Source organism: Leclercia sp. LSNIH3 (genome assembly GCF_002935105.1).
GTDB classification, from domain to species: domain Bacteria; phylum Pseudomonadota; class Gammaproteobacteria; order Enterobacterales; family Enterobacteriaceae; genus Enterobacter; species Enterobacter adecarboxylatus.
This window is the reverse complement of sequence record NZ_CP026387.1, coordinates 3,134,425-3,155,912: the sequence shown is the minus strand read 5'-3', so window position 1 is coordinate 3,155,912 and position 21,488 is coordinate 3,134,425. Positions and strand designations below refer to the sequence as shown.

Below are 21,488 nucleotides of genomic sequence, written 5' to 3'. Positions count from 1 at the left end.
ATTCGCAGCGATTGTCAGAGGCTGTGCAGACCAAGAAAATCGACAATCTGGGTGAAATGATCCTCAAAGCCCGTGAAGGCATGATTACCGCCCTCTTCTATAGTCTGGCGGCAGGAGGCGTAATACGCCACCGCCTGGCGGTAATCCAGTACTTCATCACCCGTCTGTTGCAGCAGCCAGATAAGATCTGGCGCTTCCAGCGGATCAATCTGCATAACTTTGAGGTCGTAAATATGGCGTGACTCTAGCACATATTGCTGTCCGGTGTAGGGGTTCTCGTTGTGACCTAAATAGCCCACCAGCAGCTCAAAAGGCCGCACCGCCGGGTTGACCACCACCGCTGGCACCATAAAGCACTGGGACAGCCAGGTGGCGTAGTAGCCGCCGAGGGAAGATCCCACCACACCGAAGGGTTCGCCGCCGTGCTCCATGACAATCGCTTCCAGCATTTCGGCAGCCTCGGCCGGGTATGGCGGCAGTTGCGGGACGATCATCTGGATGTGCGGATGATGCACCTCCAGCCACTGTCGAAACAGCGTCGCTTTTGCGGAGCGCGGGGAACTGTTGAACCCGTGCAGATAGAGGAGCGCAGACATCAGTAGCCTTCTGACGCCGTATCCGGGCGGAACTGCGTGCCTTGCAGGCGGCAGACTTCGGTCGTTACCGAGCCGTCGGCATGCAGGTCCAGCCAGCGCCAGCCAGGAGCAATGGTGTCCAGGGTAAAGTTCGCGCAGTGCGGTTTGAACTGTACGCAGGTGGACGGCGTAGCCAGCAGGCGACGGCCGTTCCAGTCGAGATCCAGCTCCTGGTGAATATGGCCGCAGAGTAAATGTTTGACCCGCGGGAATTTTTCCAGCACCTGATCCAGGGCGGCAGAGTTGCGCAGGCTGTGCTGATCGAGCCAGCTGCATCCTGCCGGCAGGGGATGATGGTGCAGTAAAAGCAGGGTATGGCGATCAGGCTCTGCCTCGAGCCGGGCTTCAAGCCATTCCAGCTGAAAGTCGCTCAGCTCGCCGTGCGGCACGCCGAAAACCTGGCTGTCGAGGAGCAGGATTTGCCAGCTGTCACCCGAGTGAACCCGCTTCGCAGGCGAAATGCCCGCATCCTGCAGCGCGCTGTACATTGAAGGCTGAAAATCGTGATTACCGGGTAACCAGACGCAGGGCGCGTTAAAGCTCGCGATACCTTCAGCAAAATGCTGATAAGCCGCGGAGGTTTGATCTTGTGCCAAATCGCCCGTGGCGACAATCAGATCGCATTGGCGATTCTGAGCATGAATGGCTTCCAGAACAGCCTGATAACTCTCCCAGGTATTTACACCTAACAGGGTTTCATGCTTATTGGCAAACAGGTGAGTATCAGTAATTTGCAATACCCTGACTGGCGCCCCACCAGCAACAGTCAGGTTCAACAGGCTTTCCAAATGGTGTCCTTAGGTAGGTTTACGACGCTAACAAACCGGAATCGCCATCGCTCCATGTGCTAAACAGTATCTTAACCAATCGGCCAGAAACTGATTAATTTGATGCTTTTCGTCACGTTGATGCAACTTTTTATTTGGGTAATCATACCGCGCTTTGAAGCGGAAGATCTGCTGACTTGAACACACTTCAGCGACCATCGCGTCATGATAAAGCCGCACCGTCATTGACGGGAGGCTCCAGTAGCTGATGGACGGGGCGGTTTGCTCAATTTCCACCAGTGTGGTGTAACGGGTTGATTCAACAATGGTTAACCGATACTGCGCGTTGCTCACCTGATAGCTCACTGTTTCACCGACCGCATCGTTACGCGGCAGTAGTCGGCGCAATTGTGCGAAATTGGTCTCGCACAGGCGCATCATTTCAGGGAAGTCAGGTGTATAACGCTTCATTTTTTCCACTCGTTTCGTAAGTCCTGATAATGCAGCTGGAGCCATTGCAAAGCGATGACAGAAGCCGCGTTGTCGATTTTCCCCTCCTCTACCCATTGATAAGCCTGCTCCCGACTTACCACATGAACACGAATATCTTCGTTTTCATCAACCAGACCGTGAATCCCTTGTGCGGTCGTGGCGTCCACTTCGCCAACCAAAACGGAAAGGCGCTCGCTGGTGCCCCCAGGGCTTGCCAGATAGCTGGTGATCGGTTTTGTGCGACCGACATTAAGCCCGGCCTCTTCCATCGCCTCGCGGCGGGCGACATCGTCCGGCGTCTCGCCCTCTTCCACCATCCCGGCCACCATCTCCAGCAGCCACGGGCTTTCGCTGGTATCCAGCGCGGCAATGCGAATCTGCTCTATCAGTACCACTTCGTCACGCACTGGGTCAAAGGGTAGCAAGACTGCAGCATGCCCGCGCTCAAAAATTTCGCGTCTCACTTCGCGACTCATTTCGCCGTTAAACAGACGATGGCGAAAACGGTATAATTCCAGTGAAAAAAATCCGCTGTAGAGCGTTTCTCGTGCAATAATTTCTACATCGTTTTTTGTGAAAGTCACTGGCAAATTTTCTGGTTTATCCATTTTTGCATCCTGGTATAAATGGTGGCGTTAGGGTGAAATTCAATTCTGCTCAACTGCGGTTTCTACTACAGTATGGTAAATTGGTGCAAGTTACTGCCGCATGGCACGGAACGCCAACCTTTTGCAGTGGCGAAGTCTGCTAGAATCGGTAGATATTTTTAATTAGATCAGCGCTAACTAAGCTTCACAACAAGGAAAGCAAATGAAGAAATTGCTCCCCATCCTCATCGGCCTGAGCCTGACGGGTTTCAGCGCGATGAGTCAGGCAGAGGACCTGATTCAAGTTTATAAGCAGGCACGTCTGAGCAACCCGGAACTGCGTAAGTCCGCTGCCGATCGTGATGCTGCCTTTGAAAAGATCAATGAAGCACGTAGCCCTTTATTACCACAGCTGGGTTTAGGTGCAGACTATAGCTATAACAACGGTTACCGTGATGCTAACGGCGTTGACTCCAATGTCACCAGCGGTTCACTCCAGTTAACCCAGACGCTGTTCGATATGTCTAAATGGCGTAATCTGAGCCTGCAGGAGAAATCTGCCGGTATCCAGGATGTCACCTTCCAGACCGACCAGCAGACGTTGATCCTCAACACCGCAACGGCCTACTTCCGCGTGCTGAGCGCAATCGATACGCTCTCCTACACAGAAGCACAGAAACAAGCTATCTATCGTCAGCTCGATCAGACCACCCAGCGTTTCAACGTGGGCCTGGTTGCCATCACCGACGTGCAGAACGCCCGTTCACAATACGACAGCGTGCTGGCGAACGAAGTTACTGCGCGTAACGACCTGGATAACGCCGTTGAACAGCTGCGTCAGGTCACCGGTAACTACTACCCGCAACTGGCATCGTTGAACGTGGATCGCTTCAAAGCTGAAAAGCCGAAGGCGGTGAATGCCCTGCTGAAAGAAGCTGAAAACCGTAACCTGAGCCTGTTGCAGGCCCGTCTGAACCAGGATCTGGCTCGCGAGCAGATCCGTCTGGCACAGGATGGTCATCTGCCAACCCTGAGCCTGAACGCCTCCAGCAGCCTCTCTAACACCAGCTACAGCGGTTCCAGAACCAGCGGAGCCGCCGCCGGTCAGTACAGCGATAGCGATGTTGGCCAGAACAAAATCGGCCTGAGCTTCTCTCTGCCGATCTATCAGGGCGGCCAGGTCAATTCACAGGTGAAACAGGCGCAGTACAACTTCGTGGGTGCCAGCGAGCAGCTTGAAAGCGCGCACCGCAGCGTTGTGCAGACCGTACGCTCCTCGTTTAACAACGTGAACGCCTCTGTCAGCAGCATCAACGCTTACAAACAGGCCGTTGTCTCTGCCCAAAGCTCACTGGATGCGTCGGAAGCCGGTTATTCCGTAGGTACCCGTACCATTGTTGATGTGCTGGACGCGACCACCACGCTGTACAACGCCAAACAGCAGCTCTCCAACGCCCGTTACAACTACCTGATTAACCAGCTGAATATCAAATCAGCGCTGGGTACGTTGAACGAGCAGGATCTGGTGGCGCTGAATGCCGCGCTGGGTAAACCGATCTCCACGACGCCGGAATCCGTGGCACCAGAAAATCCACAGCAGGACGCCTCTGCTGACGGTTATAACGGCAATACTCTGACTCAAGCTTCGGCGCTCACCCCTGCCCGTAACTGATGCGAATACCCGGCCTGGGTTCTCCAGGTCGGGTTTATAAACGAGCAGCCCGACAAAAAAACGTAAGCCAACGTAAATATCCCCCTGTTTCGCCTCCGTCGCTTCAATTTCCACCACTCATCCTCTATTCTGAGCGTTATTTGCTGTGTTTTACCACTGGGTCCTGGAAGACAATTATGAAACGGACAAAATCCATTAATCACGCCTCGTTCCGCAAAAGCTGGAACGCGCGTCATTTCACCCCTGTCGCCCTGGCGCTGAGCGCCGCGTTTATGCTGGCAGGCTGTGAAAAAACCGACGAAACGGTTTCCCTCTATCAGAATGCCGATGACTGTGCGGCCGCTACCGGCAAAAGCGCGGAGTGTACAGCCTCGTACAACAACGCTCTGAAGGAAGCGGAACGTACCGCGCCGAAATACGCCAGCCGTGAAGACTGCGTGGCAGAGTTCGGTGAAGGCCAGTGCCAGCAGGCTCCGGCCCCGGCGCAGGCTGGCACCGCGCCAGCAGAAAACCAGGCGCAGGCACAGTCCAGCGGTAGCTTCTGGATGCCACTGATGGCGGGCTACATGATGGGCCGCCTGATGAGCGGCGGCGCGGGCTATCAACAGCAGCCGCTGTTCAGCTCGAAGAACCCGGCCAGCCCGGCTTACGGCCAGTACACCGATGCCAGCGGTAAAGGTTATGGCGCAGCCCAGCCGGGCCGCACCATGAACGTACCTAAGACCGCGATGGCGCCAAAACCGGCCACCACCAGCACCGTGACCCGCGGCGGCTTTGGTGATTCTGTTGCCAAACAGAACACCATGCAGCGTAGCGCGACCGGCACTTCATCACGCTCTATGGGCGGCTGATAATGGAACGAGTCAGTATTGTTGAGCGCCCGGACTGGCGCGAAAAAGCCACCGAATACGGTTTCAACTTTCACACCATGTACGGCGAGCCGTACTGGTGTGAAGATGCCTATTACAAACTGACCCTCGCCCAGGTTGAAAAGCTGGAAGCGGTGACGGCAGAACTGCATCAGATGTGCCTTAAGGTCGTGGAGAAAGTCATCGCCAGCGATGAGCTGCTGACCAAATTCCGCATTCCGAAGCACACCTGGAGCTTTGTACGTCAGTCATGGCAGACGCATCAGCCGTCGCTCTATTCGCGCCTCGATCTGGCGTGGGATGGCACCGGCGAGCCGAAGATGCTCGAGAACAACGCCGATACACCAACCTCGCTGTACGAAGCAGCCTTCTTCCAGTGGATCTGGCTGGAAGATCAGCTGAACGCCGGTCATCTGCCAGAAGGCAGCGACCAGTTCAACAGCCTGCAGGAAAAGCTGATTGAACGTTTCGCTGAACTGCGCGAGCAGCACGGTTTTAGCCTGCTGCATTTTGCCTGCTGTCGTGACACAGTCGAAGATCGCGGCACGGTGCAGTATTTGCAGGATTGCGCAGCCGAAGCCGAGGTTGCCAGCGAGTTCCTCTATATCGAAGATATCGGGCTGGGCGAAAAAGGTCAGTTCACCGACACCCAGGATCAGGTTATCAGTAACCTGTTCAAGCTCTACCCCTGGGAATACATGCTGCGCGAAGTGTTCTCCACCAAGCTGGAAGATGCAGGTGTGCGTTGGCTGGAACCGGCATGGAAAAGCATCATCTCCAACAAGGCCCTGCTGCCGATGCTATGGGAGATGTTCCCTGACCATCCGAACCTGCTGCCAGCGTACTTCGCGGAAGATGACTATCCGCCGATGGATAAGTATGTCAAAAAGCCGATTTTCTCCCGCGAAGGTGCCAACGTGTCGATTATCGAAAACGGTAACACCGTGGAAGCGGTAGAAGGGCCGTATGGCGAAGAAGGGATGATCGTCCAGCAGTTCTATCAACTGCCGAAGTATGGCGACAGCTATATGCTGATTGGCAGCTGGCTGATCAACGATCAACCAGCCGGGATCGGTATTCGCGAAGATCGGGCGCTGATCACCCAGGATCTGTCACGCTTCTATCCGCATATTTTTGTGGAATAAGCCATGGTGCCGGGTAGCAACTTCGCCTGCCCGGCCTACCAGTCTGGGTTTGTGCGGCCTGATGCCTTTACCTCACCCCTCTCCCACACGGAGAAGGGGTATGTCCTCACCCCACCTGCACCGACAACATACTCAAACTGCCCATCTCGATGCCATCCACCGGCGTGGTAACTGGTTCCTGACCATCCCACGCGCCCAGGATATAGAGCAGCGGCAGGAAGTGTTCCGCCGTCGGGTTCGAGAGCGAGCCGCCTTCGTGTGCCAGATAGTTGACCAGAGGATGTTCCTCTGCGGGCCCCTGCCAGGTCAGGTTCATCTTCACGTAATCATTGAATGCCGTCGCCCACGGATAGGGCGTGTTTTCCCCGTGCCAGCGCGCTGTACGCAGGTTATGTACCACGTTGCCACTGGCAACCAGCATGATGCCCTCATCGCGCAGAGAGGCGAGCTTACGGCCCATTTCCAGATGCCACGCCGCCGGTTTGGTGCTGTCGATGCTAAGTTGCACCATCGGGATGTCGGCATCCGGGTACATCTTGATCAACACGCCCCAGGAGCCATGGTCAAAGCCCCATGCCTCTTTATCCAGGGTGACAGGGACAGGCGCCAGCAGATCCACCAGCTGCTGCGCCAGTGCTGGCGAGCCGGGTGCCGGGTAGTGCGTATCGTACAGCGCCTGCGGGAAACCGCCGAAATCGTGGATCGTTTTCGGGGTCTCCATTGCGGTAACACCGGTGCCACGGGTAAACCAGTGTGCGGATACCACCACGATAGCCCTCGGACGCGGCAACGTCTCTCCCAGATGACGCCAGGCGCGAGTATAGACGTTATCTTCCAGCACGTTCATGGGGCTACCATGACCCAAAAACAGCGCTGGCATACGAGGAGAAGTCATGATGATATCCTTACATAAGGTGTCGATTTGATAGCTTTACCTTATCCGTTATCTGGCTAAGATGAACTCAGATAACCATGATGAAGATCATCAGGAAATTTGAATGTAAGGGATCTGTAAAGGCTTCTGTACCCACTCGCATTGTGCGCATTTAGCCTTTAATATGAATGAGAATCATTATCATAAGGAGAGGTGAATGTCAGTTCCCCTGATTCTGACTATTCTTGCAGGCGCCGCCACTTTTATCGGTGCGATGCTTGGCGTACTGGGCCAGAAGCCCTCTAACCGGGTGCTGGCCTTTTCCCTCGGCTTTGCGGCCGGCATCATGCTGCTCATCTCCCTGATGGAGATGTTGCCCGCCGCCCTCGGGACGGAAGGGATGTCGCCCGTACTTGGCTACGGAATGTTTGTGTTTGGCCTGCTGGGCTACTTTGCGCTGGACAGAATGTTACCCCATGCGCATCCGCAGGATCTGATGCAAAAAGGGAGTCAGCCGCTACCCGGAAACCTCAGACGCACCGCGCTGCTGTTGACCCTGGGGATCAGCCTGCATAACTTCCCGGAAGGTGTTGCCACCTACGTGACTGCCAGCAACAATCTGGAGTTAGGTTTTGGTATTGCGCTGGCAGTGGCGCTGCACAATATCCCGGAAGGTCTGGCGGTGGCTGGCCCGGTCTATGCGGCCACCGGATCCAAACGTAAGGCGGTATTCTGGGCGGGCATTTCCGGTATGGCGGAGATCCTCGGCGGGGTGCTGGCGTGGTTGATTCTTGGCAGTCTGATTTCACCGGTGGTAATGGCAGCCATTATGGCGGCAGTGGCCGGAATTATGGTGGCGCTGTCGGTTGATGAGCTCATGCCGCTTGCCAAAGAGATCGACCCCAATAACAACCCGAGCTATGGCGTGTTATGCGGTATGTCGGTGATGGGGTTGAGTCTGGTCTTATTACAGTCTGCCGGTATCGGTTGATTGATTGCGCTCCGCTTGTCAGGGGAGCGCAATTTTTATTATCTGCACAAAGTCAACCATCACCATTCTCTATATTAGGGTAAGAAATCGGACTTCTTGCCGTCCATAAATTCATATAAAAAATATTAATGGCAATTATTATCTGCGAAATAATTAATGCTTCATTTACTTAAAAAGATTGAAAGTTTAAGTATTAATCACAATTCTCGATACGCATTTCTGGAATAAAAAAATACCCTCGAGCGAAATCATCACCAGATAATATTCATTAATAATTACTACAAATCCCCTATAGCAACGCTGTCGGGATTATTGATATTGCGGCTGATATATTTTGCCCGCTCCAATGTTTAAAAAGTGTTGCAATGTGAATTGCCGCCGTTATTGCATCATCATTTTCATATAAAGGATTATCTCTCTATGTTTAACAAGACTACCCTTGCAGTCGCAATGACCGCATTACTTTCTGGTCTGACATTTACGGCTTCTGCAGCGGATAACCAGGGTTCAGGTAAAATTACCTTCACTGGCGAAGTAATCAGTTCACCCTGCTCTATCAAACCCGGTGACGAAAATCAGACGATTGAATTAGGTGAAGTTGCCGACAGCGTACTGAATAGCGGTAAAAATGCTCTCCCTGTAGATGTTAATATTCACCTTCAGGACTGTGTTCTTTCGCAAACGACCGGGCAAAGCACCACCACCATCAACAAAGTGATGGTCACCTTTACCTCCGCAAGCACTGATAGCGGTGATACCAGCCTGATGAAAAACACCCTGGATGGCAATATCGGTGGCGCAACAGGTGTTGGCGTTCGCTTACTGGATAGCGGCAGTAATAAAGTGACATTAGGTCAGACAATTGATGTGCCATTCCCAACCGCAAATGCCTATCAGGAGCTGAACTTTAAGGCCCGCATGGAGCCAATTCCTGGCAAAACGGCTACACCAGGTAATGTTCAGGCTCAGGTGAATTATATTCTCGCATACCAGTAATCCCTTTCTTATCGCCTTTAATAATAGCCGATGAAGGATTCATCGGCTATTACGTATTCTTTTACTAAAGCGAAACGGATTATGCTCAGCCATTCAGCACTTCAATTCAATAAACTCCCTGCCCTGATAAGACATTCGCTGAGTGCGACGCTTTATTCAGTAATGCTCGTGCTGCCCGTTTCAGCGGTTGAATTCAACACTGATATGATTGATGTTGAAGATCGTAGCAATATTGATATTTCCCAGTTTGAAAAGAAGGGGTATATCACCCCTGGTCACTATCTTGTTCGCATCCAGGTGAATAAGAATATCCTGCCTCAACCCGCGACGATGGAATGGATTGCAACAGATAATGAAAGCGGTTCGTTGGTGTGCGTAAATGCAAAACAATTAACCCTTTTTGGACTGAATACGGACTTTATTTCTCAGCTCCCGTATTTACCGGGGGGCAAGTGCCTTGACCTCTCTACCCGGCCAGAACTGGTATTTACCTTAAACAAGGGAACGATGGTGCTTTCTGTGACCGTTCCTCAGGCATGGATGAAATATCAGGCTCAAAACTGGACGCCACCCGAATTCTGGGACGACGGCATTGCTGGCGTTTTGCTCAATTACAATCTCTATGCCAGCCAGTATGATCCGAAAGAGGGCGACGCCAGCCAGAATATCAGTGCCTATGGCACGCTCGGGTTCAACCTGGGCGCATGGCGTTTACGTTCAGATTATCAATACAATCAAAACTTCCGTAACGGTGAGTCGATGGGTAGCGACAGTAGTCTGGCGCGAACCTATCTCTATCGCCCTGTGCCTTCCCTGTCGTCAAAGATAACGATGGGGCAATATGATTTACGTTCCGATCTCTTTGATACTTTCCACTTTACCGGTGCATCGCTGGAAAGTGACGAGAGTATGCTACCGCCAGATTTGCAGGGTTACGCTCCGCAGATTACCGGCATCGCGCAAACCAATGCGAAAGTGACCATCTCTCAGTCTGGCCGGGTGCTTTATCAAACAACCGTCGCGCCGGGTCCTTTTACCATTTCAGATCTGGGTGAAACGTACCTGGGGCAGTTAGATGTGGTGGTGGAAGAAGAAGATGGCCGCAAAACGACCTTTCAGGTCGGTTCAGCCTCAATTCCCTTCCTGACCCGAAAAGGCCAGGTACGCTATAAAACGTCCATCGGTAAGCCCACTGCAACGGATCATAACGATATCAATAATCCGCTTTTCTGGACTGGCGAACTCTCCTGGGGTTGGTTAAGTAATGTGTCACTGTATGGCGGTGCCATGCTGACGGCAGATGACTATCAGGCCATGACCACCGGGTTAGGTTTCAATCTGCATTCCTTCGGTTCGTTATCCTTTGATGTGACAGGGGCCGAGGCGACACTGCGTCAGAAAAAAAATGACCCACAGCGCGGTCTCAGCTATCGCGCAAACTACGCGAAGCGCTTTGAGGAAACCGGCAGCCAAATCACGTTTGCGGGCTATCGTTTCTCGGATAAGGAGTACGTCTCGATGAGCGAATACCTCGCCTCACGGGATGGCAACACCTCCATGACAAACGAAAAAGAGAGCTATGTCATCTCGTTCAACCAGTATCTTGATTCAGCTGCGCTGAACACCTATCTCAACGTTACGCGCAACACCTACTGGGATAACAGCAGCAACACCAACTACTCCTTCTCGCTGAGCCGTAATTTCGATATCGGAACGCTCAGAGGTTTATCTGCTTCCCTGGCGTTGAGCCGCGTGCACTGGGATGACAGCGACGAAAATCAGATCTATTTCTCGTTCACCCTCCCGCTGGAGCAGAGTCGCAACATCATGTACAGCTACCAGCGTTCAGGCGGTGACAGTGCGTCTCATATGGCCTCTTACTATGACTCCTCCGATCGTAACAATACCTGGAATATGTCGGCGTCGACCACTGAGGAGGACTTACGCCAGGGTGAACCTTCCCTGCGCGGCGGCTACCAGCATTATTCGCCTTATGGGCGTCTGAACCTGTCCGGCAGCGCTCAGCCCAATCAGTATCGTTCTCTCAGCGCAGGCTGGAACGGATCACTCACCGCCACGCGTCACGGTATGGCGCTGCATGACTATAGCCCGGCAGATAACGCACGCATGATGATCGACGCCAATGGCGTCGCAGGGGTTGAAGTCAACAGTTCGCGCACCCGCACTAACGCATTCGGTATTGCGGTGGCACCGTCGCTGAATAACTACATCACCTCCACCCTTCGCGTGAACAGCAACAACCTGCCTGATGGGGTAGATATCGAAAACTCCGTCATTCGTACCACGCTGACGGAAGGGGCTATCGGTTACAGCAAACTCAACGCCACCACCGGATACCAAATCGTCGGCATTGTTCGACAGGATAACGGGCAGTATCCACCGCTGGGCGTCAGCATCGTCGATAAAGCCTCCGGCAAAGAAGTCGGGCTGGTTGCCGAAGAGGGGTTCGTGTACCTCAGTGGGATTCAGGAAAACAGTACGTTACGCCTGAACTGGTCAGATAAAACCTGCGAAATCACGCCGCCGAACCAAAGTAACCTCAGCGGTAAAGCCATCTTATTACCCTGTAATACAGTGCATTAATTCAGGAAGAACGCCATGAATCTCTCTTTCATTTCAAAGGGAATTGTCTGTCTGTTGAGCCTCGGCAGTGTCGCGCATGCTACCGTTTCACCCGACAGGACCCGTATCATTTTCAACGCCTCTGCAAAGAGTGTATCGGTCAAACTGACGAACCAGAGTAAAACCGATCCCTATCTGGCTCAGTCATGGATAGAAGATAAAACCGGTAAGAAAACGCGCGAGTTTATTTCCCCTCTTCCCCCTTTGTTGCGTCTCGAGCCTGACGAACAGGCGCAGGTACGCCTGATGGCACAGCAAAGTCTTTTACAGCTTCCCACCGATCGGGAGACCTTGTTCTATTACAACATGCGTGAGATCCCGCCCCGGGCTGAACAGAAGAATGTCATGCAAATTGCCATGCAAAGTCGCCTGAAGCTGTTCTGGCGACCAAAAGCCATTGAGCTAAAAGAGGGCCAGTACGTTCCACTGGATAAAGTGGTCATATCCCGCACCGCCAGCGATCTGGTTTTAAAAAATAACAGCCCTTACTACATTACCGTGGGGTATATCGGCATCAATGGCAAAACCTTATTGCCGGGTGCGGAGAGCCTGATGGTTGAACCTTTCGGCCAGGCCAACCAGAAACTGGCGAATCTGCCGGCAGAATTTCACATCGGTTATATCAGCGACTATGGCGGGCTGGAAATGTTCAAAGTGAGCTGTAACGCGGTGCAGACCACATGCCAGAGCAAACCGGTGAAAAAAGGATGATGATGAAGAGGATCTTTTTCGCAGCGATCGCCATTTTTTGTCTGTTTTCAACGCCCGCCTGGGCTTTGGAGTGCTACAAAAGTACACACGGGGGAGCAAGCATGGTCACTACCACGCTTCCTTCATTTAGCGTTCCTGCAAACGCCCCTGCCGGACAAAAAATCTGGGAAAGCGGTGATTTACTGGTGACGGTTTACTGCGACAATGCCACTCGTTCCCATGACTTATCCGTTGAACAGGATCCCTGGAGCGAACATGTGTACGCCTATATCCTGGACAGTTTTCACAACACGGATAGCCTGGTGGTGAGTAATCCTTATCTGGCCTTTGGTGTTACCTATAATGGCGTCGATTACGATACACCTGATTTCAAAATTGATACTGGCGCCTGCCTCGATAGAAAAGACGATTATGATGGGAGTTACGGCCAACCCGAGTGCAATGGTACAGTCCTTCAGGAAAATGTCACCTTCACGGTACGCTTTCGTCTCTACGTCAAACTGAAAGCGGTGCCAGCAGAGCGATTTGAATATACTCTTCCTGCTGTGACCGTACTCACCTTTGATGGTGATGGCGGGATAAATGTCATAGCGGGTGCTCACAATTTACACTACAACATTGACGGGTTTTCTAATATCCATTTTCTGAACTGTGGTGTGAATATTCGAATCTTTCCCGATAACCAGATTGTGAACTTTGGTCGATTTACGGAAAGTGCGATAGACGAAAAAGCCATTTCATCACCGTTCAGCATATCGACTATCAAAGATGCGACAGCGGGTTGCACGGAACAATTTGATGTAACGACCAGCTTTTACACCACTGATACCCTGTATGACGACACGCATCTGGATATGGGAAATGGCCTGCTCATGCGCCTCATTGATAAAACGCAGGGCGAAGTGACTTATAACCAGTATCTGCCGTTTGCCACGTATTCCCCTGATGACCAGGAAACGACGCTGACTCACGATTACACGGCTGAATTAAGCCGGAAGCCTGGCACCCCTCTTACGATGGGGCCATTCAGCAAAGATATTATCGTCAAAATTAATTATCAGTGATTGCGTGACGTAAAAAAGCCGGGCATTGCCCGGCTTTTTTCATTTCAGCGCCAATCAGCTGGCTTTACGCTCATGCGCCTGACGGTATGCCACCAGATCTTCGATAGTGACCACAGCCATGTTGTGCTTACCGGCGAATTCGATGCACTCTGGCGCGCGCGCCATAGAGCCATCATCGTTGGTCAGTTCACACAGGACACCCGCAGGTTTGAAGCCCGCCAGCGTCACCAGATCGATGGTCGCTTCAGTGTGGCCACCGCGGGTCAGTACGCCGCCCGGCTGCGCGCGCAGCGGGAAGACGTGGCCCGGACGGTTCAGATCGGAAGGTTTTGCGCCATCTGCAATAGCGGCACGCACGGTGGTCACGCGGTCAGCGGCAGACACGCCGGTGGTCACGCCGCTGGCGGCTTCGATGGTGACGGTAAAACCGGTTCCGTAGGCACTGGTGTTGTTTTCTACCATCATCGGCAGTTCCAGCTGTTTACGGCGATCTTCGGTGATGCACAGGCAAACGATGCCACTGCCGTGACGGATGGTCAGCGCCATCTGCTCAACGGTCATGGTTTCGGCGGCGAAAATCATATCGCCTTCGTTTTCACGATCTTCATCGTCAAGCACCATCACGCCGCGGCCTTCACGAAGCGCAGCAATAGCATGTTCTACACGTTCAGCAGAGGTGCCAAAAGAGGAAAGGAGCGTCTGATTCATGGTAAAAAAACCTCATTAAAATTATGGTTACCAGAATCAGGGCAGTCTTAGGAGCGCCGGTATACGGCAAAAAAATAACGTGAGCGGGCCTTACCCGACTGGTTCGTTACTCTCTCCCATCCGGACTTTAACCGTCGGCCCCGGAATTACACCGGATCTGCTGACCTTTGGGTTTGCACCCAAAGCGCTCGCGGGCTTTCAACGTACGTTGATTTACCGCCGGTGGGGAATTTCGCCCCGCCCTGAGAATAAGCGGAATAACTATAACGCTAATGATTATGTTCGGCAACGCATAAGCATCACACAATTCTGGTTAAAGGATCGCGGTTACGCGCTACAATGGTCATTAACACCTTTTCTTTAAGGGAACTACGATGATCGACCCAAAAAAAATTGAACAACTTGCCCGTCAGGTCCATGAATCAATGCCGAAAGGCGTGCGTGAATTTGGTGACGACGTTGAAAAGAAAATCCGCCAGGTGTTGCAGTCGCAGCTGATGCGTCTGGATCTGGTAAGCCGTGAAGAGTTTGACGTGCAGACGCAAGTGCTGCTGCGTACTCGCGAGAAAATCGCCCTGCTGGAGCAGCGTCTGACCGAACTGGAAAACCGCGGCACTGCTGAAGAAGTGCGACCCGCCCCGGCCATTCCACCCGTCAACGACGTGGAATAATATTTCGCGGCGCTACGCTTGCGCGGGCCTGTGAAGTGAATGCAAAACGGCAACCTGGGTTGCCGTTTTTACTGTTTGCGCCCTCTCCCTGTGAGAGAGGGGTTCGATGAGGGCATCCGCCCGCACGAACTATTGACTGTCTTTCTGGATCTTCTTGATGATGTTGGTGGTTGAACACCCGTCCTCAAAGTTGAGCACCATCACTTCCCCACCGTTGGCCCAGACCTCTTCGCTACCGGCGATTTGCTCAGGCTTATAGTCCCCGCCCTTCACCAGCAGATCCGGCAGGATCCCGGCAATCAGGCGCTGCGGCGTGTCTTCCTCGAACGACACCACCCAGTCCACCGCTTCCAGCGCGCCAAGCACGATCATTCGTTGCTCAAGCGGGTTCACCGGACGGGTTTCGCCTTTCAGGCGTTTGGTGGAGGCATCACTGTTAACCGCCACAATCAGGCGATCGCCCAGCTTGCGCGCGTTCGCCAGATAGGAGACATGGCCCGCGTGCAGAATGTCGAACACGCCGTTGGTCATCACCACTTTCTCGCCACGCTTACGCGCGGCAGCGACCGCTACTTTCAGCTCATCTTCACTCATCACGCCAAAACCGGTTTCGGCCCGGCCACGCACCGCGTTTTCCAGCTCGATCGGTGAAACGGTAGACGTACCGAGTTTACCCACTACCACACCTGCGGCGGCATTGGCAAAGTAGCAAGCCTCTTCCAGCGTATTCCCCGCGGCAAGGGTAGCCGCCAACACGCCGATGACCGTATCGCCGGCACCGGTGACGTCATACACTTCCTGCGCCTGGGTTGGCATATGCAGCGGTGCTTTGCCCGGCTGCAGCAGGGTCATCCCCTGCTCGGAGCGGGTAACCAGCAGCGCGGAGAAGTCAAAGTCGGCAATGATCTTCATGCCGCGTTCAACGATCTCATCTTCGGTTTTGCATTTCCCGGCCACCGCTTCGAACTCGGACAGGTTCGGCGTAAGCAGCGTCGCCCCGCGATAGCGTTCGAAATCAGTGCCTTTCGGGTCGATCAGCACCGGCACACCAGCGCTGCGAGCCAGCTTAATCATCTGCTGAACGCTGGCCAGCGCCCCTTTGGCGTAATCCGAGAGCACCAGCGCGCCGATGTTGCCCAGCGCCTGGTTGATGCGCTCGTGCAGCGGCTCAGGATCCACGCCTTCAAAGCCCTCTTCAAAGTCGAGGCGGATCAGCTGCTGGTTACGCGACAGCACGCGCAGCTTGGTGATGGTCGGGTGCGTCGGAACAGAAACAAAGTCACATTTGACGTTCACATCCGCCAGGGTCTTGCTCAGCGCACGCGCCGCGTCGTCGATGCCGGTCAGCCCCACCAGACGCGAATGCGCGCCGAGGGAAGCAATGTTCATCGCCACGTTTGCCGCGCCGCCAGGACGCTCTTCAATGGTATCCACCTTCACCACCGGGACCGGGGCTTCCGGGGAAATGCGGCTGGTTGGCCCATACCAGTAGCGATCCAACATCACATCGCCAACCACCATAACTCCAGCACGTTCAAACTCTGGCAGTGTTACTTTCATTCCTGACTCCAGAAAGATTCACAATTTGCGCGCGATAATATCACACTTGTTTTGTTACGCACGGTTCCACCAGCCACTTCTGCCAGCAGGCACGCACCAGCTCTCGCTCGGCGTTAAAACAGTCGAGCGGCAGATGGCCGGGCTGCTCCTGCAGGGCCAGATGGTGCAACTCATCGCGCAGCGTAGTGTAGGCGCGGGTCAATGCCAGCGCCTCGTGTTCGTCCATAATGTCATTTTGCGCCAGCAGCTCCAGAATGCGCACGTTATCCGACCAGCGGGTTAGCTTCGGCTTGCTGTGCGCATCACGCAGCACCAGATATTGCGTAATAAATTCAATGTCGGTGATGCCGCCCTCGTCGGCCTTGATATCAAAGCGATCGCGGTGTTTATTCCCCAGATGGGCGCGCATCTTCTCGCGCATCTCACGGACTTCGGTTTGCAGCGTCGCGCCCTCGCGCGTGGCGGTGAGCACGTCGCGACGAATGGAATCGAACTCCGCTTTCAGCTGCGGATCGCCATACACCACGCGGGCGCGCACCAGCGCCTGATGCTCCCAGGTCCACGCCTCGTTCTGCTGATAATCCGCGAAAGCGTCGGTGGAGGTGACTAACATGCCCGCCGCGCCGGACGGACGCAGGCGGGCATCCACTTCATACAAAATGCCGGACGACGTGCGCGTGCTGAACAGGTGCATAATGCGCTGGGCGAGGCGCAGGTAGAACTGACGGCCATCTATTTCACGCTCGCCGTCGGTCATGACGTCTACCGGGCAGTCGTGAAGGAAAATCAGATCCAGATCGGAGCTGTAGCCCAGCTCCCAGCCCCCCAGTTTGCCGTAACCTACCACTGCAAAACCGCGTCCTTCGCGATCGGCCAGGTGCTTCGGCTGGCCGTAACGCGCCACCATCTGCACCCACGCCTGATGGACAACGGCATCGATGATCGCTTCTGCCAGCCAGGTTAAGTGATCGCTCACTTTCATCACCGGCAGCGTTCCGGCAATGTCTGCCGCCGCTACGCGCAGCATCTGCGCCTGCTTAAACTGGCGCAGCGCCTCCAGCTGTTGCTCTTCGTCCTCTTCCGGTACGCGCAGCAGATACTGACGCAGCTCATCCCGGTAGGCATCGGTCGCCGTCGGCTGGTAAAGGGTGTTGGGATCGAGCAGCTCGTCCAGCAGCAACGGATAACGCGCCAGCTTGCTGGCAATCATCGGCGAGGCGGCGCAGAGGGAAATCAGATGTTTGAGCGCGCCGGGGAACTCACTGAGCAACTCAAGATAGGTGGTACGGGTGATGATCCCGCTCAGCAGCGGGGTCAGGCGCGACAAGGGTACCGGGGCATCGGCGCGGGAGCAGACGTCGCTGAGCAGATGCGGCATCAGGTGATCCAGCACCTGGCGGCCGCGTGGGCCAATGGCGCGCTTGTTCAGCTCAAGGCGGAAATCGGCAATCAGTGCCACCACCCGATGGCGATCGTCATCGCTGAGGTGGGTTAGCACCGGGGTAGTATCGTCTTCCTGTAAAGCATCCTGCCACAGCTCGCGCCAGTGCTCGGACAGCTCATCGTCCGGCGATTCACTCTCATCGTCGCCAATCAGATCGTTAAAAATGCGGCGCACCGCCGCCATGTGGGCATCCAGCGCGTCGGTCAGCGTCTGCCAGTTTTCCACACGCATCCCCCAGGCGAGACGGGCGCGATTAAGCTCATCCCCCGGCAGGGTCTGGGTTTGTTCGTCATTAATGCTCTGCAGCAGGTTTTCCAGCCGCCGCAAGAAGAGATAGGCCTCGCGCAGGATCCGGTCATCGCCTTCCGGCAGCAGGTTCAGTTGGGCGATGGCGGCCAGGGTTGGCAGCAGGGAGCGGGACTGCAGCGAGGGTTCACGTCCGCCGCGAATCAGCTGGAACACCTGGACGATAAACTCGATCTCGCGAATACCGCCTGCCCCCAGCTTGATGTTGTCTTTCAGGCCGCGACGACGCACTTCCCGGGCAATCATTCCTTTCATGTTACGTAGCGACTGGATGACGCTGAAATCAATATAGCGACGGAACACGAACGGCCGCAGCATGGCGCGCAGCTCGTTGGCATACACATCGCCGTTATCGCCCATGATCCGCGCCTTGACCATCGCGTAGCGTTCCCAGTCGCGCCCCTGCTCCTGGTAGTAATCTTCCAGCGCGGCAAAGCTCAGAACCAATGGGCCGCTGTCACCGAACGGGCGCAGGCGCATATCCACGCGATAGACGAAACCATCCTGGGTGGGTTGATCCAGCGCTTTAATTAGTCGCTGTCCCAGCCGGGTGAAGAACTGGGCATTATCCAGCTCGCGGCGTCCCCCGCGGGTGGCCCCTTTCTCCGGCCAGGCGAAGATCAGGTCGATGTCCGAGGAAAAATTGAGTTCGCCGCCGCCCAGTTTGCCCATGCCTAAAATCATCAGCGGCTGCGGGGTGCCGTCTTCACTGCACGGCGTGCCCCACTCGCGGCAGCAGGCGTCATACAGCCAGTCGCGGGCGGCGACAATCAGCGTCTCCGCAAGGTGACTTAATTGCTGCAAGGTGCTCTCTTCACTCACCAGCATCAGCGCCTGCGCCCAGGCGATGCGTACCATCACCCGGCGGCGGAACTGGCGCAGCGTGCGCATCAGTGCCGCTTCATCGCTGATATCCACCAGCGCGTCCTGGAGCCACTGCGCATAGTGCTGCCACTCGTCGGCCTGGGGTGGCGAAGCCTCAAGCTCTGCCAGCCAGTCAGGGTGCGCGGTGACGCTCTCCTGCACAAAGTCGCTGAAGGTCAGCACCTGCCGGGCCTGCTCGCTTAATGACGAGGCGGGTAATGCTTCCGGCAGACGCTCACATACCGTCTGCCACTGCTGCTGTAAGGGTGAAGAAAGCGGCATCATGGGGGTTCCTTGCCTGCGTTAACGTTTTCCGCTGTGCAGCCAGAATGGCTCCTGCGAAATGGCTTCGTTGCGGAAATGCTCAATTTCAATGTGCTGACGGGTCTTAATGGCATACAGCAACCCTTGCCAGTTCTCCAGCCATGCGCGGGCCTGCGGGCCGTCATAGGCTCCTGACAGCAGAAGAATGCTGTCGATGTTACGCGCCAGACGAATCAGCTGATCGCCATACTGATCCCCCAGCGGATGGCCGAAGATGGTTTTCAGTTCAGCGGCGTGGCGGGACAAGTGGACATCCGCAAAACGCTTAAAGGAGTCGTCGATTTTGCCCTGTGCCTTCGCATCAAGGAAGGTGCGCCAGCCGCGGGTAACCAGAAACTCGGTCAGGGTCAGTTTTGCTGTCGCGGTTTGCGGGCTGTAGATCGCCGTCTCGGCAGACACCTCAGAGGCCATCAGGGCTTCAACCTGGGTCAGCAGATCGCGTAAGTGGGCGCTTGCTTTACGCGGCACGATGCCGCCAAACAGGGTGAGGCTGTGACGCACCAGCGCCATCGCTGCCAGCACCTCGGCTTTCGCCCCCTTCACGCCGCGGACCCATAGCTCTTCGTGGTATTGCCACTGGCTCAGCGCCAGCTCCAGCGAGGCTTCAAAGCCCTGCTCGACCGAAGATTTCGGCGCGATGCGCATAATCTCGGTCGGTCTCAGCAGACGCGGCTCGTTGCCCTGGGCCAGATGATAGCCGCGGGCGGCTTTACTCAGGCTGCCCTGACGCAGGCCGCTCTGGGTGACCAGCTTACGGGCCAGCTTCAGCACGTCTTCAGCGTGGCCTTCCAGCAGCTCCAGTTCCAGCTCGCAGATCGGCTCCTGAAACTCACCGGCTTTCACTTCGCCCAGGTCGAGGGCGATTTCGATTCGGCTTTTACCTTCATTTACCAGCCACTTTTCACGCGCGAAATCGGTGCTGAATAGCGGCTTAACGCGCTCTGCCAGCCCGTCTGGTAAGGTGCCTTCTGGCCACACTTCCGTCGGGAATCGCCCCAGCTCCAGCTCAGGCTGGTCGATATCAATATTGTATTCCGGGCGCTGATGCAGGCCGCCTACCACGCGACCACCGATTTTCATGGTCATCTCGTAACGCCCGTCAACGCCACGGATGCGCAGGCCACGGTCATGACGGCGCAGCCACAGATCCTGCGTTTCGTAATAGATGTTTTGCAGTTGCACCGGCGCATGATGCTCACCGGTCAGCTGATGCAGATGAGTTCGCAGCGCATCAACACTGCCGCTTTCAACGATAAACTTTAATTCGATTTCCTGAGCCATGGCCTTGTTCTTTTGATTGCAACATTGCGGGGTAAATTACGGCGAACTTACTCGCCACATTTTTGTCAGTAGATAGTATTTTGCGCCAGATTGCCACGCAATGGGCAATTTGACGGGCGTAAAGTTTGCTACAGTGGCCGTCAAAGCCCAGAGGAATCCGAATGCTGACGAATCCTTTGCGCCTGAAGACTGTAACCACTAATATCGTTCCACTTTTTATGAAAATAACGACTGACTGATGCTTAAATTACGCCTGATCGGACTGACATTACTTGCCTTTAGCGCCGCGACAGTAGTCCACGCTGAAGAGAAACGCTACGTTTCTGACGAACTGAATACCTGGGTACGCAGCGGTCCGGGTGACAATTATCGCCTCGTGGGCACGATTAATGCCGGCGAGGAAGTGGTGCTGTTACAGAGCAACGCGGAATCCAACTATGGCCAGGTCCGCGACAGTAGCGGCCGTACCGCCTGGATCCCCCTGAAAGAGCTTAGCACCGACCCGAGCCTGCGCACCCGCGTGCCGGATCTGGAAAACCAGGTCAAAACCCTGACCGATAAGCTGACCAATATCGACGCCACCTGGAACCAGCGCACCGCTGAAATGCAGCAGAAAGTGGCGCAGAGCGACGGGGTGATCAACGGTCTCAAAGATGAGAACCAGAAGCTGAAAAACGAGCTGATCGTCGCCCAGAAGAAGGTAAGCGCGGCCAACCTGCAGCTGGATGACAAACAACGCACCATCATCATGCAGTGGTTTATGTATGGTGGCGGCGTGCTGGGTATGGGTCTGCTGCTGGGTCTGGTGCTGCCGCATCTGGTGCCGAGCCGTAAACGTAAAGACCGTTGGATGAACTAAGTCGCCATCTCTGCCACACTTACGT

19 protein-coding genes and 1 riboswitch are annotated in these 21,488 nt (G+C 54.8%); of the genes, 10 read left to right on the top strand and 9 right to left on the bottom strand.

What is annotated here, in order from left to right:
- Positions 1 to 14 precede the first annotated feature (14 nt).
- The 4 genes from yqiA to nudF are packed head-to-tail and all read right to left on the bottom strand — an operon-like array spanning position 15 to position 2,502.
- Positions 15 to 596 carry an esterase YqiA gene (gene yqiA, locus C3F35_RS15350; protein WP_032614177.1) on the bottom strand — a complete coding sequence of 194 codons (582 nt, stop codon included), beginning with the start codon at positions 594 to 596 and terminating at the stop codon, positions 15 to 17.
- Positions 596 to 1,423, bottom strand: coding sequence for a 3',5'-cyclic-AMP phosphodiesterase (gene cpdA, locus C3F35_RS15345; protein WP_032614179.1), 828 nt, complete (start codon positions 1,421 to 1,423; stop codon positions 596 to 598). Before cpdA ends, yqiA begins: the two co-directional genes overlap by 1 nt.
- A 27-nt stretch (positions 1,424 to 1,450) precedes the next feature.
- On the bottom strand, positions 1,451 to 1,873 hold the full coding sequence (locus C3F35_RS15340; protein ID WP_032614182.1) for a DUF1249 family protein: 423 nt from the start codon (positions 1,871 to 1,873) through the stop codon (positions 1,451 to 1,453).
- Complete coding sequence (gene nudF, locus C3F35_RS15335; RefSeq protein ID WP_103792833.1) at positions 1,870 to 2,502, bottom strand: ADP-ribose diphosphatase; 633 nt, start codon at positions 2,500 to 2,502, stop codon at positions 1,870 to 1,872. The genes C3F35_RS15340 and nudF overlap by 4 nt, the downstream gene beginning before the upstream one ends.
- Before the next feature lie 202 nt (positions 2,503 to 2,704).
- Here nudF and tolC point away from each other — a divergent pair, with 202 nt between their 5' ends.
- The 3 genes from tolC to C3F35_RS15320 all read left to right on the top strand — a co-directional run bounded on the left by tolC (position 2,705) and on the right by C3F35_RS15320 (position 6,167).
- Positions 2,705 to 4,153: an outer membrane channel protein TolC gene (tolC, locus tag C3F35_RS15330; protein ID WP_059307203.1), complete on the top strand. Its 1,449-nt coding sequence runs from the start codon at positions 2,705 to 2,707 to the stop codon at positions 4,151 to 4,153.
- Positions 4,154 to 4,329: 176 nt separating this feature from the next.
- Positions 4,330 to 5,004, top strand: a complete 675-nt coding sequence (locus C3F35_RS15325) for a DUF1190 family protein (RefSeq protein ID WP_032614188.1) — start codon at positions 4,330 to 4,332, stop codon at positions 5,002 to 5,004.
- 2 nt (positions 5,005 to 5,006) lie between these two features.
- Positions 5,007 to 6,167 (top strand): glutathionylspermidine synthase family protein, encoded by a 1,161-nt coding sequence (locus tag C3F35_RS15320; protein WP_032614190.1) that lies wholly within the window; start codon positions 5,007 to 5,009, stop codon positions 6,165 to 6,167.
- Positions 6,168 to 6,273: 106 nt separating this feature from the next.
- On the opposite strand, the gene ygiD is transcribed toward C3F35_RS15320, so the two are convergent.
- Positions 6,274 to 7,062 (bottom strand): 4,5-DOPA dioxygenase extradiol, encoded by a 789-nt coding sequence (ygiD, locus tag C3F35_RS15315; RefSeq protein WP_059307202.1) that lies wholly within the window; start codon positions 7,060 to 7,062, stop codon positions 6,274 to 6,276.
- Between the two features lie 196 nt (positions 7,063 to 7,258).
- Between ygiD and zupT the strand changes: the two genes are divergently transcribed.
- From zupT to C3F35_RS15290, 5 genes are all read left to right on the top strand, one after another.
- On the top strand, positions 7,259 to 8,032 hold the full coding sequence (zupT, locus tag C3F35_RS15310; protein ID WP_032614195.1) for a zinc transporter ZupT: 774 nt from the start codon (positions 7,259 to 7,261) through the stop codon (positions 8,030 to 8,032).
- Between the two features lie 420 nt (positions 8,033 to 8,452).
- Entirely contained in the window at positions 8,453 to 9,028 is a 576-nt protein-coding gene (locus C3F35_RS15305; protein ID WP_032614197.1) for a fimbrial-like protein, read from the top strand.
- A 162-nt stretch (positions 9,029 to 9,190) separates the two neighbouring features.
- The gene (locus C3F35_RS15300; protein ID WP_442786094.1) at positions 9,191 to 11,632 is read left to right on the top strand and encodes a fimbria/pilus outer membrane usher protein; all 2,442 of its coding nucleotides are present in this window, start codon (positions 9,191 to 9,193) and stop codon (positions 11,630 to 11,632) included.
- A gap of 15 nt (positions 11,633 to 11,647) precedes the next feature.
- Positions 11,648 to 12,382, top strand: coding sequence for a fimbria/pilus periplasmic chaperone (locus C3F35_RS15295; protein ID WP_032614201.1), 735 nt, complete (start codon positions 11,648 to 11,650; stop codon positions 12,380 to 12,382).
- Positions 12,352 to 13,446 carry a pilus assembly protein gene (locus tag C3F35_RS15290; RefSeq protein ID WP_371320498.1) on the top strand — a complete coding sequence of 365 codons (1,095 nt, stop codon included), beginning with the start codon at positions 12,352 to 12,354 and terminating at the stop codon, positions 13,444 to 13,446. The genes C3F35_RS15295 and C3F35_RS15290 overlap by 31 nt, the downstream gene beginning before the upstream one ends.
- A 54-nt stretch (positions 13,447 to 13,500) precedes the next feature.
- On the opposite strand, the gene ribB is transcribed toward C3F35_RS15290, so the two are convergent.
- Positions 13,501 to 14,154: a 3,4-dihydroxy-2-butanone-4-phosphate synthase gene (gene ribB / locus C3F35_RS15285; RefSeq protein WP_032614205.1), complete on the bottom strand. Its 654-nt coding sequence runs from the start codon at positions 14,152 to 14,154 to the stop codon at positions 13,501 to 13,503.
- Positions 14,155 to 14,258: 104 nt separating this feature from the next.
- Positions 14,259 to 14,408, bottom strand: a riboswitch (FMN riboswitch).
- 120 nt (positions 14,409 to 14,528) lie between these two features.
- Between ribB and ubiK the strand changes: the two genes are divergently transcribed.
- Positions 14,529 to 14,825 carry a ubiquinone biosynthesis accessory factor UbiK gene (gene ubiK / locus C3F35_RS15280; RefSeq protein WP_032614207.1) on the top strand — a complete coding sequence of 99 codons (297 nt, stop codon included), beginning with the start codon at positions 14,529 to 14,531 and terminating at the stop codon, positions 14,823 to 14,825.
- A gap of 129 nt (positions 14,826 to 14,954) precedes the next feature.
- Here ubiK and hldE read toward each other — a convergent pair whose 3' ends face one another.
- From hldE to C3F35_RS15265, 3 genes are read right to left on the bottom strand one after another with little or no spacing between them, the layout of a single operon-like run.
- A complete protein-coding gene (hldE, locus tag C3F35_RS15275; RefSeq protein ID WP_059307199.1) occupies positions 14,955 to 16,385 on the bottom strand; it encodes a bifunctional D-glycero-beta-D-manno-heptose-7-phosphate kinase/D-glycero-beta-D-manno-heptose 1-phosphate adenylyltransferase HldE in 1,431 nt (476 codons plus the stop codon).
- Between the two features lie 40 nt (positions 16,386 to 16,425).
- Positions 16,426 to 19,284 carry a bifunctional [glutamate--ammonia ligase]-adenylyl-L-tyrosine phosphorylase/[glutamate--ammonia-ligase] adenylyltransferase gene (glnE, locus tag C3F35_RS15270; protein WP_103792830.1) on the bottom strand — a complete coding sequence of 953 codons (2,859 nt, stop codon included), beginning with the start codon at positions 19,282 to 19,284 and terminating at the stop codon, positions 16,426 to 16,428.
- Between the two features lie 18 nt (positions 19,285 to 19,302).
- A complete protein-coding gene (locus C3F35_RS15265) occupies positions 19,303 to 20,604 on the bottom strand; it encodes a CYTH domain-containing protein (RefSeq protein ID WP_103792829.1) in 1,302 nt (433 codons plus the stop codon).
- Positions 20,605 to 20,842: 238 nt separating this feature from the next.
- Between C3F35_RS15265 and C3F35_RS15260 the strand changes: the two genes are divergently transcribed.
- Complete coding sequence (locus tag C3F35_RS15260) at positions 20,843 to 21,463, top strand: TIGR04211 family SH3 domain-containing protein (protein ID WP_032614215.1); 621 nt, start codon at positions 20,843 to 20,845, stop codon at positions 21,461 to 21,463.
- Positions 21,464 to 21,488 lie beyond the last annotated feature (25 nt).

Excerpts from the sequence above, each read along its gene's own strand:
- yqiA (WP_032614177.1), bottom strand. The coding sequence starts at position 596 with ATGTCTGCGCTCCTCTATCTGCACGGGTTCAACAGTTCCCCGCGCTCC.
- C3F35_RS15340 (WP_032614182.1), bottom strand. The coding sequence starts at position 1,873 with ATGAAGCGTTATACACCTGACTTCCCTGAAATGATGCGCCTGTGCGAG.
- nudF (WP_103792833.1), bottom strand. The coding sequence starts at position 2,502 with ATGGATAAACCAGAAAATTTGCCAGTGACTTTCACAAAAAACGATGTA.
- tolC (WP_059307203.1), top strand. The coding sequence starts at position 2,705 with ATGAAGAAATTGCTCCCCATCCTCATCGGCCTGAGCCTGACGGGTTTC.
- C3F35_RS15325 (WP_032614188.1), top strand. The coding sequence starts at position 4,330 with ATGAAACGGACAAAATCCATTAATCACGCCTCGTTCCGCAAAAGCTGG.
- C3F35_RS15320 (WP_032614190.1), top strand. The coding sequence starts at position 5,007 with ATGGAACGAGTCAGTATTGTTGAGCGCCCGGACTGGCGCGAAAAAGCC.
- ygiD (WP_059307202.1), bottom strand. The coding sequence starts at position 7,062 with ATGACTTCTCCTCGTATGCCAGCGCTGTTTTTGGGTCATGGTAGCCCC.
- zupT (WP_032614195.1), top strand. The coding sequence starts at position 7,259 with ATGTCAGTTCCCCTGATTCTGACTATTCTTGCAGGCGCCGCCACTTTT.
- C3F35_RS15305 (WP_032614197.1), top strand. The coding sequence starts at position 8,453 with ATGTTTAACAAGACTACCCTTGCAGTCGCAATGACCGCATTACTTTCT.
- C3F35_RS15300 (WP_442786094.1), top strand. The coding sequence starts at position 9,191 with ATGCTCGTGCTGCCCGTTTCAGCGGTTGAATTCAACACTGATATGATT.
- C3F35_RS15295 (WP_032614201.1), top strand. The coding sequence starts at position 11,648 with ATGAATCTCTCTTTCATTTCAAAGGGAATTGTCTGTCTGTTGAGCCTC.
- C3F35_RS15290 (WP_371320498.1), top strand. The coding sequence starts at position 12,352 with ATGCCAGAGCAAACCGGTGAAAAAAGGATGATGATGAAGAGGATCTTT.
- ribB (WP_032614205.1), bottom strand. The coding sequence starts at position 14,154 with ATGAATCAGACGCTCCTTTCCTCTTTTGGCACCTCTGCTGAACGTGTA.
- ubiK (WP_032614207.1), top strand. The coding sequence starts at position 14,529 with ATGATCGACCCAAAAAAAATTGAACAACTTGCCCGTCAGGTCCATGAA.
- hldE (WP_059307199.1), bottom strand. The coding sequence starts at position 16,385 with ATGAAAGTAACACTGCCAGAGTTTGAACGTGCTGGAGTTATGGTGGTT.
- glnE (WP_103792830.1), bottom strand. The coding sequence starts at position 19,284 with ATGATGCCGCTTTCTTCACCCTTACAGCAGCAGTGGCAGACGGTATGT.
- C3F35_RS15265 (WP_103792829.1), bottom strand. The coding sequence starts at position 20,604 with ATGGCTCAGGAAATCGAATTAAAGTTTATCGTTGAAAGCGGCAGTGTT.
- C3F35_RS15260 (WP_032614215.1), top strand. The coding sequence starts at position 20,843 with ATGCTTAAATTACGCCTGATCGGACTGACATTACTTGCCTTTAGCGCC.